Origin of the sequence: Mycobacterium bourgelatii, from assembly GCF_010723575.1 — a bacterium.
Classification (GTDB): Bacteria; Actinomycetota; Actinomycetes; order Mycobacteriales; family Mycobacteriaceae; genus Mycobacterium; species Mycobacterium bourgelatii.
The window spans coordinates 2,899,745-2,913,758 of record NZ_BLKZ01000001.1; the positions used below are offsets into that span (position 1 = coordinate 2,899,745).

At 64.9% G+C, this 14,014-nt stretch carries 8 protein-coding genes and 2 pseudogenes; 7 read left to right on the forward strand and 3 right to left on the reverse strand.

Translation table 11 applies throughout. The features are described from left to right. Positions 1-6 precede the first annotated feature (6 nt). The 3 genes and pseudogenes from G6N68_RS12610 to G6N68_RS32105 form a co-directional block, all read left to right on the forward strand. Positions 7-1,719 carry an ABC transporter ATP-binding protein gene (locus tag G6N68_RS12610; RefSeq protein WP_163712365.1) on the forward strand — a complete coding sequence of 571 codons (1,713 nt, stop codon included), beginning with the start codon at positions 7-9 and terminating at the stop codon, positions 1,717-1,719. A gap of 12 nt (positions 1,720-1,731) precedes the next feature. Then, positions 1,732-4,041, forward strand: a pseudogene (locus tag G6N68_RS12615) (MMPL family transporter); the annotation flags it as partial. Positions 4,042-4,341: 300 nt separating this feature from the next. Next, positions 4,342-4,899, forward strand: a pseudogene (locus G6N68_RS32105) (sensor domain-containing protein); the annotation flags it as partial. 27 nt (positions 4,900-4,926) lie between these two features. Here G6N68_RS32105 and G6N68_RS12620 read toward each other — a convergent pair. Both G6N68_RS12620 and G6N68_RS12625 read right to left on the reverse strand, forming a co-directional pair. Continuing rightward, positions 4,927-6,624 (reverse strand): PPE family protein, encoded by a 1,698-nt coding sequence (locus G6N68_RS12620; RefSeq protein ID WP_163712372.1) that lies wholly within the window; start codon positions 6,622-6,624, stop codon positions 4,927-4,929. Between the two features lie 234 nt (positions 6,625-6,858). Continuing rightward, positions 6,859-7,473, reverse strand: a complete 615-nt coding sequence (locus tag G6N68_RS12625) for a TetR/AcrR family transcriptional regulator (protein ID WP_163712375.1) — start codon at positions 7,471-7,473, stop codon at positions 6,859-6,861. A 59-nt stretch (positions 7,474-7,532) separates the two neighbouring features. On the opposite strand from G6N68_RS12625, the gene G6N68_RS12630 reads away from it, so the two are divergent. The 3 genes from G6N68_RS12630 to G6N68_RS12640 all read left to right on the forward strand — a co-directional run bounded on the left by G6N68_RS12630 (position 7,533) and on the right by G6N68_RS12640 (position 11,423). Further along, the gene (locus G6N68_RS12630; RefSeq protein WP_163718533.1) at positions 7,533-8,636 is read left to right on the forward strand and encodes a DUF1214 domain-containing protein; all 1,104 of its coding nucleotides are present in this window, start codon (positions 7,533-7,535) and stop codon (positions 8,634-8,636) included. Beyond that, positions 8,636-9,889: a sulfotransferase family protein gene (locus G6N68_RS12635; RefSeq protein WP_163712378.1), complete on the forward strand. Its 1,254-nt coding sequence runs from the start codon at positions 8,636-8,638 to the stop codon at positions 9,887-9,889. Before G6N68_RS12630 ends, G6N68_RS12635 begins: the two co-directional genes overlap by 1 nt. A 70-nt stretch (positions 9,890-9,959) precedes the next feature. Further along, positions 9,960-11,423: an MFS transporter gene (locus G6N68_RS12640; protein ID WP_163712379.1), complete on the forward strand. Its 1,464-nt coding sequence runs from the start codon at positions 9,960-9,962 to the stop codon at positions 11,421-11,423. A gap of 54 nt (positions 11,424-11,477) precedes the next feature. On the opposite strand, the gene G6N68_RS12645 is transcribed toward G6N68_RS12640, so the two are convergent. After that, on the reverse strand, positions 11,478-12,419 hold the full coding sequence (locus G6N68_RS12645; RefSeq protein ID WP_163712382.1) for a zinc-binding dehydrogenase: 942 nt from the start codon (positions 12,417-12,419) through the stop codon (positions 11,478-11,480). Positions 12,420-12,558: 139 nt separating this feature from the next. On the opposite strand from G6N68_RS12645, the gene G6N68_RS12650 reads away from it, so the two are divergent. Continuing rightward, entirely contained in the window at positions 12,559-13,992 is a 1,434-nt protein-coding gene (locus G6N68_RS12650; protein ID WP_163712384.1) for a WS/DGAT/MGAT family O-acyltransferase, read from the forward strand. Positions 13,993-14,014: the final 22 nt, after the last annotated feature.

The following is a 14,014-nucleotide window of genomic DNA, read 5'->3' on the forward strand; positions in this document are numbered from 1 at the left end:
CACACGATGCTGACTTTGCTTCGCGCACATCGGGTTTCGATGATCGCCAGCATGTTCTTGCTTGCCGGGGCGACCGCACTGACGTTACTGCAGCCGCTGGTGGCCGGACGGCTGGTCGACCGGGCGACGGCCGGCGCACCGATCTCCGGTTTGACCGTCGCATTGGTGGTCATGCTTGCGGGACAACTCCTGCTCGAGTCGTTGGGGCACTTCCGGCTCGATCGCACCGGCGAGAAGATCGTATTGGGGCTGCGGGACGACTTCACCAATCATGTTGTGCGCCTGCCGATCGGGTTGTTGGATCGGAGCCGTACCGGGGACCTGTTGGCGCGGGGAACCAGCGACGCGGGTCTGCTGCGTGATATGCCGCGCGCCGTTGCCGATGTGGTGTTCGGGCTGCTGACATTGCTCGGCGCAACGATTTTCATGTTGACCATCGATGCGCTCACCGTGGGTGTGGTGGTCGCGGCGTTGGTGGTGGCGTTCGGCGTGGGCAATCCGTTTTTGTCCCTGATCCAGCGTGCATCGTTGAACCGCCAGGCCGCCCTGGGCGATTACACGGCGGGGTTGGACCGTGCTCTGGGTGCCGCGCGCACCGTCAAGCTGTTCGGCGCCGAGGAACGCGAAGCGCGGTCGATCGGCGCCAGCGCACGCACCGCCTATGAATCGGGTGTTCGCGTCGCGTCCGCCACCGCCATCAACATCGGGATTGTGCGGTTGGGGATCACCGGTTCGTTTCTGGCGATCATGATCATCGACGGGCGCCGAGTCGCCGGTGGTGGCCTTTCCGTCGGCCAGTTCGTCAGCCTGTTCGCCTTCGCGGTCTACGCCATCTTTCCCATCAACGCGGCGTTCATCGCGCTGACCGCATTGCGCACCGCGGCTGGGGCATATCAACACCTCACGTCGACCCTGCGGGAACTGCCGGAAGACGACTCGCCGCCACCCGCCGTTGCCGCCGGTCCGAACGCAGCCCGAAACGCCCACGCCGCTGGGGCACTGGTCGAGTTCGACCACGTGTCGTTCACCTACGGTTCGCACCCCGTCCTCGACGACGTGTCGTTCACCCTCGGCCGAGATCAAATCACCGCGCTGATCGGTCCGTCAGGCGCCGGCAAGTCAACCATCCTGGCATTGCTGTGCCGCTTCCACGACCCCACCGCCGGGTTGCTGCGCTGGGCGGGAGAAGACTTTCGCAGCATCCCGGTGCGAGAACTGCGCCGCCGGCTCGGACTGTTGGAGCAAGATGCGCCCGTGCTGCACGGGACCATTCGCGACAACCTGCTCATCGCCAATCCGGACGCCGACGACGATGGCCTGTGGCGCGTCCTCGAGCAGGTGAACCTCGCCGACGAAATCGCCTGCCTGCCGCAACAACTCGACGCTCCCGTACTCGAACGCGGGCGCAGCCTTTCGGGCGGTCAACGCCAGCGATTGGCCCTGGCGCGCGCATTCCTGTCGCGATCGCAGCTCATCCTGATGGACGAACCGACCGCCCACCTCGACCGCGCCAACGAGTACGACGTGATGAGCAATCTGCTGCAGGCACGGGGCGGCCGAAGCGTCCTGGTTGTCGCTCACCGACTGTCCACCGTCACCAACGCCGATCAGATTCTGGTTCTCCGGGATGGCCGGATCCGGGCGAGGGGAACTCACGCCGAACTGCTGCGCGAGCCGATCTACCGCGAACTCATCGAGCACGAACTCACCGGACACTAGCGAGGGGGCCTGGTGCTGCACGCAATCGCCCGCCTGGCCGTCACCGCCCCGCGCCGGGTCATTCTCGGGGCGGTGTTGGTGATGATCGCTGCCGCGATCTTCGGCGTGCCGGTGATCAAGTCGCTGTCATCCGGCGGTGGGCTCGACCCCCGCGCCGAATCGTCGCGGGCCTCGGCGTTGCTGTCCGATAAGTTCGACCAGGGCGGCACCGGCATACTGATCACCGTCACCTCCGACGGCGGTGCGCTGGGACCGCAGGCAAAAGCCGTCGGAACGGATCTCGTTCGGCGACTGCAGAACTCGGAGCACGTCCGACAAGTCTCTTCGACGTGGACGGTGCCGGCGGCGACGGCGGCGTCGCTGGTCAGCAAGGACGGCAAGACGGGGCTGGTCAGTGCCAGCATCGTCGGCAGTGAAACCGATGCTCAGCTGACCGCCAAGCGTCTGGTCGAAGAACTCGTCCACGACCGGGACGGCGTGACGCTACGCGCCGGCGGGGAGGCGGTCATCAACTGGCAGGTGAATGCACAAACCCAAAGAGACCTGTTTTTCATGGAAGCGTTGGCGCTGCCGCTGAGTTTCGTGGTCCTCGTCTGGGTTTTCGGTGGCCTGGTCGCCGGCGCAGTGCCGGTGGCCGTCGGCTTTTCGGCGATCCTCGGCGCCTTGGCCTCGCTGCGCATCATTGCCCTGTTCACCAACGTGTCGATCTTCTCGTTGAACCTGACCGTGGCGATGGGCATGGCATTGGCCGTCGACTACACGTTGCTAATCCTGAGCCGGTATCGGGATGAGTTGGCAGAGGGCCATCCTCGTGACAGAGCACTGACCCGCACGATGCTCACGGCGGGCCGCACCGTCTTGTTCTCGGCGATGACGGTCGCGTTGTCAATGGCGACGTTGGTGCTGTTTCCGCAGTTCTTTCTTAAATCCTTCGCCTACGCGGGGGTCGCGGTGGTCGCATTCGCCGCGGCGGCCGCGATTGTGGTGACACCGGCGGCGATCATGCTGTTGGGCAGCCGGCTCGATTCGCTCAACATTCGTCGCTGGGTGACGCGTCTCCGCCCCGCCTCCGCTCAACGACAACCCAAGCTGTGGTCGTGGTATCGGTGGACGAAAGCGGTCATGCGGCGCTCCGTCCCGATCGGTGTAGCGGTCACCGCCCTCTTGTTGCTGTTGGGATCGCCGTTTCTCAATGTCCGCTGGGGCTTCGCGGACGACCGGATACTGCCCAGCTCGGCTTCGGCGCGCCAAGTCGGCGACGAGCTCCGAAACAATTTTCCGGATCGCGGGATTCCCAACATCACCGCGGTGTTGCCGGACGCGCCCAACCTGACTTCAGCCGAGCTGGACGCCTATGCGGCAGCGTTGTCGCGGGTACCCCAGGTCTTGTGGGTGTCCGCGCCGGGCGGCACGTTCGTGGACGGCGGCCGCCGTCAAGGATGGCGTCCGGCCTCGGCGCCGAGCGCAATGAAGGACCGCAGCGCGTTCGTGACGATCGGCACCGAGGCACCGCTGTACACCGCTGCCGCCGATGCGCAGCTCGACCGGCTGCACGCCGTTCCGACACCCGGCGGCGTACCGGTGCAGTTGACCGGTGTGGCGCAGAGCAACCGGGATAGCGTGCACGCCATCTCGTCACGCCTCCCCCTAGTTCTCACGCTCATCGCGGTGATCACCATGGCGTTGGTCTTCCTCCTCACGGGCAGCGCGGTGTTACCCCTCAAAGCCGTGCTGATGAACACCTTTTCGTTGACCGCGGCCTTCGGCGCGCTGGTGTGGGTGTTCCAGGAAGGCCACCTGGGCGGGCTGGGCACGGCGGCGACGGGCACGTTGGGCGTGCAGCTCCCGGTGTTGTTGTTCTGCATCGCTTTTGGCCTGTCGATGGACTACGAGGTATTCCTGATCTCCCGGATCCGCGAATACTGGGCGGCCACGGACGGCGGGCCGGACGCCAACGATGAGAGCGTCGCGCTCGGTGTTGCGCATACCGCGCGGGTGATCACCGCTGCCGCCCTGATCATGGCGATCTCCTTCTCGGCATTGATGGCCGCACAGGTGTCGTTCATGCGCTTGTTCGGGTTCGGGCTCACGGTGGCGGTCCTGGCCGACGCGACACTGGTGCGGATGCTGCTGGTCCCGGCGTTCATGCACATGCTCGGCCGGGTCAACTGGTGGGCACCGAAACCATTGGCGCAGTTGCACAACCGGTTCGGTTTCACCGAGAACCTGCCCGGCATCGCGACCGCAAAGACGGAGCCGATGGTACTCCCGCGGACCTTGCCGTTGGAAATGCAACGAACCGTTCCTTTTAAATTGGACAAGACCCTGTATCGGGGTGGCGCGCCTGCCGCGCAGCCGGCTGAGCGCAATCAGAAGCCCGGCGAGAAGCGAAAGCGTCTGATCACGACCGGGATCGTGGTCGCCGTGGCGGTCGTGGTCGGCGCCACCGGCTTCCTGGTGTGGCCGGAAGGACAGCAAACGACACCGAAGGCGACGGCACCGCCGTCGACGTCGGGAGCGACCGTGCCCGCAGGGCCTTCCGGGCCCTCGGGGCCCTCGGGATCGTCCGGCACCAGCACACCGCCGGAGCCCACTACGCCGCCGCCGCGGGTGGCACCCAATCGCTTAGGGGCGATTCTGCTCACTCCGGCCGAAGCCAACGCCATCATGGGCGCCACCGGGATGCAGGACCAGGGCAGTTTCAGCGGCGCCGACACCAACCTGTTCACCACGTCGATTCCGGATTGTCTTGGCGCCGCCCACATTGTGCAAACCGCCGTGTATTCGGGCAGCGGCTACACCGCGATCCGGGTAGACGTGCTACACCAACCCGGGAACCGGTACACGCACAATATCGAGCAGGCGGTGGCGACATTTCCGTCGGCAGAACAAGCCCTGGCATTCGTGAAGGCGTCCGCTCCCAAATGGAAAGCCTGCGCCGGGAAGAGCGTCGTCGACACCCTCAGGGGCGTCCCCACCCGATGGACGTTCGGCGACTTCGTGGGAGACGTGCCGACCATCGCGATGATGTACTCCCGGCAGAATGCGCGCGGTTGGACCTGTCAACGTGCGCTGAGCGCGGTGTGGAACCTGGTCATCGACGTCAAAGCGTGTGGGTACACGATCAACAATCAGGGCCTGCAGGCCGTCGACAAGATCGCAACCAAGGCAACGAAATAACGTCAGCGCCCCCTCAGGGGAGATCGATTACGGGAACAGCCGACTGAGGCTGAGCAATCCGGTCATGGCGCTGCCCAGGTTGAGGAAGCCCGAGACGAGGGCGGCGTTGGCGGGACCGAAAATGTCTGGGACGGCGTAGTTTCCAATGCCCGAGATCTCGCCATTGCCGGCTGTGCCGCCGCTGGCCGTGTTCGCGACGCCCGACATGAAGCCGTTCGTAGTGCCGCCGCCGGCCCTGTTGAAGAAGCCCGACATGAAGCCGTTCGTCGCGCCGCCACCGGACATGTTGAAGAAGCCCGAGGTATCGGTGCCGGTATTTCCGAACCCCGAGTTAGGCAGGCCGGTGTTGGTGGTGACCCCCAAGCCCGTGTTCACATCGCCCGAATTCCAGAAGCCCGTATTCGTGTTGCCCGAATTCTCATTACCAGTGTTGAGGCTGCCCGAGTTTGCAAAGCCTGTGTTCAAGTTGCCCGCGTTCAAAGCTCCCGTGTTGAAATCACCTGCGTTACCAAAGCCGGTGTTCGCGATCCCCACGTTACCGAAACCGGTGTTTGCAATGCCGGCGTTTCCGAAGCCGAAGTTTGCGGTGCCCGAGTTCCCGAAGCCAAAGTTGTTGGTGTGGCCGGGGTTAACGGTATTCGTACCCGAATCGAAGATTCCGATGTTGCCCCTGCCGGAGTTGAAAAAGCCGATGTTGTTCGTGCCCGAGTTGCCGAAGCCGATGTTGCCGCTGCCCGAGTTCAGCCCCGCCAGGTTGATGCCCACCTGATTGTTGCCCGTGAGCCCGATCCCGATGTTGTTGGTCCCAGAATTGCCGATCCCGATGTTGCTGGTGCCAGCGTTGCCGAAGCCGGTGTTCCCGGTACCTGCGTTCCCGCCACCGATGTTGTCGGTACCGGTGTTTCCTCCGCCCCGGTTTCCGTCACCCGTGTTGCCGAACCCGATGTTGTTGTTGCCGGTGTTACCCATGCCGACGTTCTGGCCGATCGCGGTAGTGGCGAAGTTTCCGAGTCCGATGTTGTTGTTGCCGGCGTTTCCGGCACCGACGTTGTCACTGCCGTTGTTGCCGAAGCCGATGTTCCTGTCGCCCGCGTTTCCGCCACCCAAGTTGGAGCCACCGGTGTTGCCGTTGCCGATGTTGCCGTTGCCCGCGTTCGCATTGCCCAGGTTGCCGATGCCCAAGTTGGGCAGGCTGTTGAGGAACTGTTGCAGGCCAGCTGGCAACGGCAATTGTGCGGCGGCCGACGACGCCCCAAGGTGATAGCCCGCCATAGCGGAGACGTCCGCTGCCCACATCTCTTCGTACAGGGCCTCGACCGCCATGATCGCCGGGGCATTGAGCCCCAATAGATTCCACCGCACCAGTTGCACAAGCGCGTTGCGGTTGGCCACCACCGCGAACGGATGAATCGTCGCGGCCCGTGCGGCCTCAAATATGCTGGCTACCGCTTTGGCCTGCGCGGACGCCCCGGCAGCTTGGGCCGCCGCGGTATTCAAGAACCCCGCAAAGGGTGCCGCGGCGGCGGCCATCGCCGCCGCCGCTCGGCCCTGCCAGGCTTGGCCGGTCAACCCCGAGGTGACCGAGGAGAATGCCGATGCCGCCGACCCCATCTCAGACGCCAACCCATCCCAGGCCGCGGCGGCCTTCAGCATTGGTGCCGAACCGGCACCGGTGAACATGAGCAGGGAATTGATTTCTGGCGGTAGCACCGCAAAATTCACCATGGCAGACCCTCCTGCCGTTTCCCCCGACCGTCACCGGTACGTCGTGGAATCGAGTGATCCACAACTGCATACATTCTATGACGAGGGCGATTGGAACGTAGAGCGTTCCGGGCGAATGCCAGGTCGATCATCGATAGGGACCGGAACTAGTCGATCGACACTCAAGGACTACCGGCACTCCGGACGGCATCGGCCAACATCGGACAAGATCGCAAGCAAGGCAATGAATTAACGTCAGCGTCGTGACACCGTGGACAGCAAAACGTCAGTCACGTGATCGACGAATGCGTCCCGATCGTCGCCGAAGTTGCCTTCGGTCCACTCGAGAAACAGCGAGATGATGGATCCGAAAACCGTCGCGTAGCGCATTTTCGACCGCACCGAATCCTCCGCGGGTGCCAGTGTCGGGTGGGTAGCAGCCATCGGGTTGGTGATCATCGCAAAGATGCTGTCCCGCACGAAGTGCCGCAAGGTGAGGTCGGCGATCGGCTCTACCAACAGGATTCGGCAGACGCGCGGGTCGTCCTTGACAAGCCGGGCGGCTGCATCGACACCGGCTCGCATCCGCTCCGTTGAATCCGTCTCGTCCTCGCCGGACGCCGCGGCGCTTTCTATGACCGTGCGCGCCCGGTGGAACGTGCTGCGGTACACCTCGCGCAGCAGGTCGTCGGTGTCAGTGAAGCTCTCGTAGAAGAACTTTTGGCTCAGTTGCGCTTCTCGGCATACCGCCCGCATCGTCATGGCGGTTACGCCACCGACGCCGACCAACTCGATGCCGGCTTGCACAAGGCGATCTCGTCGATCGGCGAGCCGGTCTTCCGGGGCGCGCCCGCGGTAAGGCCTTGACATGTGCCCACTATATGGGGAAGCATCTGCTTCCGGAAGCGGGTGGTTCCAAATTTGGAGGGCTGGTGGAGTCGGGCGACGAGGCCGAACCAAGGGCCGAGGTGGCCGCGTGGACCCAGTTTGTCGAATCACTGCGTGCGGCGGGTGAACGCCTCGCCGCGGACACCGCCGAACTCGATGATGCCGAGCGCGCCGACGGATTCCGGGCGTTGCTGCGTGCGTTGAACAACCAACTCGGGCGATTCGAAATCGACCGCGAGCGACCGGAATTGGTGCCGTTCAACCGCTGGCGGCAGAAGTTCCTGATGGACAACCCCGACTTCGGCTATTGGGTCGCGGACATCCGTGCCGATCGCCGATACCGGATCGTGGGGAATCGGGGGGATGCGTCCTATGTGTCGATCACGGCCTACGCTGCCAGCGGTGGCCTGGGGGCACAGGCGAGTTCGCGTCTCGACAGTGATTCGATCACCTTCGACGAACAGGGAAACTTCGAGATCGAGGTGGGTGGTGCCGCCACCGCCGCAGCCGACCGGCTAGACCTACCCGAGCAGGCAAACACGTTGTGGGTGCGCTTCTTTCATGATGACGTGCGCCACGACCGGGCCGGTTGGTGTGCCATCGAACCGCTCCACGCCCCCCCGATACCGGTGTCGGTCGACGCGTCGCGGTTTTGCCATCAACTGCGGCGCCTCGCCTCGGCCACCGCCGTTCTCCCGCAGATTTTCGCCGCTGCCGGCGCCGAAGATCTGGCCCGGCCGAACGAACTGCGGCACTGGTCGGAGATGGTCGGCGGCGCGGTGTTCACCGAACCTGGTATTCACTACATCCGCGGGGGTTGGCAACTCCAGCCCGGTGAGGCGCTGCTGATCGAGGGCGACCTAGTTGCATGCCGCTACTGGAACATCTTGGCCTACAGCCGATATCTCAACTCGTTGGACTACCGCTACCGCCCGGTGTCCTATACCGGTGCAACGGCTTCCGTGCGCGACGGCCGGTACCGGTTTGTGGTCGCCGGCGAGGATCCCGGCCCAGCGCTGGGGGACTGGCTCGATACCGAAGGGCGCACGTTCGGCATCGTCGTCATGCGTTTTCTGCAGCCCGAGCATGCTCCGGAACTGCCCACGGTACGGCGTATTCGACTCGACGAGCTGCGAAACTCTTGATGGCTCACTGGAATCCGGTGCCGCGCACTCCGGCGGCGGAAAGGCTGTACGCGGCAGCCGAAGCCGACCGAACGAACAACCCGGGCCGTTACCGCCTCGGCATCGAGGCGGTCGACAACGTCGTCGACCGAGCGACCGCAGGGAGGGGCCCGGGCGAACTCGGTGCATCCACCGAATGGCGGGATGCGCTGGAGCACTATCTCGAATCCGCCGCCCAGGACGGTCGGCTCAATGCGCTTGGCGCACGGATGGTTCAAGACACCGCTGCCGCCAAACTTCGTGCCCGCGCCGCGATCGACCGCTATCTGAGCGAGAATCCCGCCGTCGCCGATCGGCCGCTCGGCGCGCCCATCGTGATCGTCGGCGCTTGGCGGACCGGGACCACGTTCCTGTTCCGGTTGCTGGCGGGTGACCCCCAGCTTCGCGCACCGCTTCCGGCCGAGCTCACCGCACCGTGGCGCATCGCGAAGCTGGACCCCGACGCGCGGGAAAAGCTCATCGACGCGAGCGCGGCCGCACACGACATGCTGCACCTGCTCAACCCCAGCATGCCCGCGGTGCACAATTCGGGTGCCCGCCTCGCCGAAGAGTGCGTCCTGGCCATGGGCACCGGCCTGCGCAACTGGGCGTTCGCATCGACCACCCGCCTCGACGGCTATGCGTCCTGGCTCGCGACACAAGACTTCGCCGACGAGTACCGCCGGCACCGCCGGACCCTGCAGATTTTGGACGAGAGCGACGGACGCCGCTGGCTCCTCAAAGCTCCCGCGCACACCGCCGAGCTACCCCACCTCGCCGCGACCTACCCGGGTGCCTGCATCGTGCATCTGCATCGCGACATCGTCGAAACGGTGGCCTCGGGCGCGAGTCTCTTCGCGACATACCGATCCACCTACAGCGACCAGGTCGACGCGCACGACGTTGGACGGTTTCAAACCGACCAGACCGAGCTATGGTTGCGTCGCGCACTGGACTTTCGTGCCAGCCCTGCCGCGCGAACCGTCACCATCGTCGACCTCCGGTACAGCGATCTGGTCGCCGACCCCGAAGCGGTGGCGCGGCGCATCTACGCCGCCGCAGACCTCGAGCCGCCGGACTTACCCGCGCTGATCACCCAGTACGACACGAGCCAACCCCGGCACGCCCACGGCGCTCACCGTTACCACGTGGGCGAATTCGGCATCGATGCCGACGCGCTGCGCGAACGGATGTCGTTCTACACCGCGTTTCTCGCCTCTATTGTCGAGGACTGAACCTTGCAATCGGCCGCTTGCGACCGTGCGGTGGTGGGTAACCCTGTGTTCTCCCAGATTGGAGACTGCCATGAGCGACAGTGTGCAGACCGGCGTCATCGCTACGCAGGTGCCCGCCCGGCTGGACCGGCTGCCATGGTCACGGTTTCACTGGCGGGTCGTCATCGGCCTGGGTGGCGTCTGGATCCTCGACGGGCTCGCGGTCACGATGGTGGCCGCGGTGTCGCCTCGTCTGATGGAGAAGGGCAGCGGCCTCGAACTCACTTCCAGCCAAATCGGACTGTCGGCGGCGTTCTACATCGCCGGAGCCTGCCTCGGCGCCCTGTTCTTCGGGCATCTGACGGACCGGTTCGGGCGGCGGAAACTGTTCATCCTCACCCTCGCGGTGTTTCTGATAGCCACCGTCGCCACCGCATTCTCCTTCGCGCCTTGGTATTTCTTCATCGCCCGTTTCGTCACCGGTGCGGGTATTGGGGGCGAATACGCCGCGATCAACTCGGCCATCGACGAGTTGATCCCCGCGCGGGTGCGTGGCCAGGTGGACCTGCGGATCAACGGCTCATACTGGCTGGGTTCGGCCGTGGGAGCCGCGGGTGCCCTCGTCCTGCTGGACACCTCGCACTTCGCGGTAAACGTCGGTTGGCGACTTGCCTTCGGGATCGGCGCGGTTCTCGGCATTCTCGTTCTCCTGGTTCGGCGAAACGTGCCGGAGAGCCCACGTTGGTTGTTCATTCACGGACGTGATGAGGAAGCCGACGAGACCGTCGCCCGGATAGAAGCGGAAGTGGAACGGCAGATCGGCCAACCGCTGCCAGAACCGGAGGGGCGTCCGCTGAGAATCCGTCAGCGCGAGACCATTTCCTTCCGCGAGATCGCGCGGGTCGCATTCACGCTCTATCCGCGGCGGGCGGTGCTCGGGCTGGCCCTGTTCATCGGGCAGGCGTTCCTGTACAACGGCGTGACATTCAATCTGGGCACCCTGCTGAGCGACTTCTACCATGTCGACTCCGGTCGGGTGCCGCTGTACATCGTCCTGTGGGCGCTCAGCAATTTCCTCGGCCCCCTGGCGCTGGGACACTTCTTCGACACTCTCGGACGTAAGCAGATGATCTCGCTGACCTACATCGGTTCCGCCGTGATCACCGTCGTCCTCGCCGTGCTGTTCGTGACCGAGGTTGGTGGCGTCTGGACTTTCATGGGCGTGCTGGCGGCCATCTTCTTCCTGGCTTCCGCCGGAGCGAGCGCGGCCTACCTGACGGTCAGCGAAATCTTTCCGATGGAAACCCGGGCGCTGGCGATCGCGTTCTTCTACGCGGTCGGAACGGCGATCGGGGGCATCAGCGGTCCGCTGCTGTTCGGCAATCTGATCGAGTCCGGGCAGCGCGGTGTGGTGGTGTGGTCGTTCATCATCGGAGCGGTTGTCATGGCGACCGCCGGGGTGATCGAACTATGGCTCGGAGTCGCCGCCGAACGACGCCCGCTGGAGGAACTGGCCCTGCCGCTGACCGTCGCCGACGCGGACGAGGCCGAATAGCGCACGGCGGTCGTCACCATACCCCGGCTGGCGCCCGCGTAATCAGTTTGCTTATCAAGGCATTTCGGCGACCAAACGCCCGACCACGTCACCAACCCTGAGTCGTTCGAGGGCATCAGGAATATCCTCGAACGCGATCGTTTCGGTGTGAATCGACAACTCACCGGCGGCCATATGGGACAAGACCGGCTGGAGAGTGCCCGGATGCCCACCCCGCGCGCCGCGCAGCGTCACTTCCTTGAGCACCAGTTCGGGGGTGGCGATGGTGGCCTCGTTGAGCCCAAGGCCCACCAGGATCACGCGACCGCGCTCGCGGACCGCGCTGATGGCCCCCGCGGTCGTGGTCCCGAACCCCGCGAAGTCCACGATCACATCGAGCCGCAATGAGGCCAACTCGCGGACGTCTTCGACGATGTCGACCACCCCACGTTGCTTGGCCAGGTCCCACACCTCGCGTTTGGGCTCGGCCGCGTAGACCTCCGCCCCGGCCAGCACGGCGATGCGGGCGCCGGTGAGGCCGAGTCCGCCTAGCCCGACGATCCCGACCCTCTCGCCGACACGCACCTCCGCGACTTCCATCACCGCGCCGTAGGCGGTTTGGCCCGCGTCGGTGGCGGTTGCTGCCTGGGCGAAGCTGAGCTGGTCGGAGAATTTCACCAGGCACTTGGCGGAGGCTAGGCACTTGGCGGCGAAGCCACCGTCGCTCGACCAACCCGGCGCACCATGCTTGCCCGACTCGATCGCGACGCGGTCGCCCGGTTGGAAGTTCGCGACGTCAGCGCCGACGTCCGTTACCACTCCGGCCACCTCGTGACCGGGAATGATCGGCAGTTTGGGTAGCAACGGCGTCAGCGTGCCATCAAGAAAGCCGACATCGCTGTGGCACAGGCCCGCCGCGCGCACATCGATCACGACCTCGCCGGGTCCGGGTTGCGGATCGTCGCATTCGATCAGTCGCAATGGTTGGTTGGCGCCGACCAGTTGCCACGCTCGCATCGTCCGATCCTCGGTGATCGGCACGAGCGGATCAAGATTGCCGTTACGTCCCGGCTGGCCAAGACTAGGGGACGAGATGGATGGGTAAAGAGTGTGCAATGGTGCACGGGGGTTGGTCAGCTGACGAACGGGGTGTGATGTGAGACGGCTCAACGGTGTCGACGCGTTGATGCTCTACAGCGAAACCCCAGAAGTGCACATGCACACCCTCAAGATCGGCATACTCGACATATCCGGGCTCCCCGGTTTCGACTTCGAGCTTTTCAAAAAGGTGGCCTATCCACGGCTGTTCGCTCTGGCGCCGCTGCGCTATCAGCTGGTGGACATCCCGCTCAAGCTGCACCACCCCATGTGGGTGCAGAACCCCGACATCGACCTCGACTACCACCTGCGCCAGGCGACATTGCCAGAGCCGGGCGGACGCCGTGAACTCGACGAGTTGATCGGCACCATCGCCAGCACCCCCCTGGACCGCAGTCGCCCCCTGTGGGAGATGTACGTCGTCGACGGGCTGGCCGACAACCGGATAGCGGTCGTCCACAAGGTCCACCACGTGTTGGCGGACGGGGTGGCCTCCGCCAACCAGATGGCCAAGGCGATGCAGGCCGAGGTCCCGTCGGTCCCACTGGCATCGTTGCGCCCGGAAGATCAGTCATGGACTCGGCGAAGCCTGCTCACAGCGGCCGCGCGCGACCACGTCGGGCTGATTCGCAAGATCCCGCGCCTGGTCAGTGAGACGGCTACCGGGGTGACTCGAGTCCGGCGTCGCGCCAAGGAACGGGGGAAGCATCCCGAACTGGCCCGCAATTTTTCTCCGCCAGATTCCTTCATCAATCACGTGGTTTCGCCTCGCCGCAGGTTCGCGACGGCGCCGTTGGCGTTAGCGGACGTCAAGCAGACCAGCAAGCACCTGGGCGTCACCCTCAACGACATCGTGCTGGCGACGGCGGCGGGTGCCCTGCGGCGGCTGCTCTTGCGGTACCAGGGTCGAGCCGACTCTCCGCTGATCGCCGGGGTTCCGGTCAGCTACAACACCTCACCGGACCGGTTGGTGGGCAACGAGTTCACCTATGTCACTCCCTCATTGCCGGTGCACATCGAGGATCCGCTGGAGCGGGTGCGGCTCACCGCGTTGTCGACCAAGATCGCCAAGGAAAACCACCAGTTGCTCGGTCCGACCGTGCTGCCCGCCTGGATGTCATATCTGCCGCCGTCGTTGGCGCCGCCGTTCTTTCGCTCCGCAGCACGCCGCCTCGAGTCCGCCAACGTCATGAATCTGACCATTTCCAACGTGCCCGGCCCGCGCGTCCGGGGCCAGTTCGAGGGGGCGGCCGTCAACGAGATCTATTCGGTCGGGCCCGTGGTCGCCGGCAGCGGCCTGAACATCACGGTGTGGAGCTATGTGGACCAGCTCGCCATTTCCGTGCTGACCGACGACCGCACGCTCGACGATCCGCACGAGGCGACCGCCGCCATGGTCGATGCATTCAGCGAAATTCGCCATGCGGCAGGGCTTTCCGAGCCTCTGACCACCCTCGAAGGCGCGCTGCCTCCGGTGACCGCCCGGGTATGAACGGCTTCGTTGATCGGGCTGC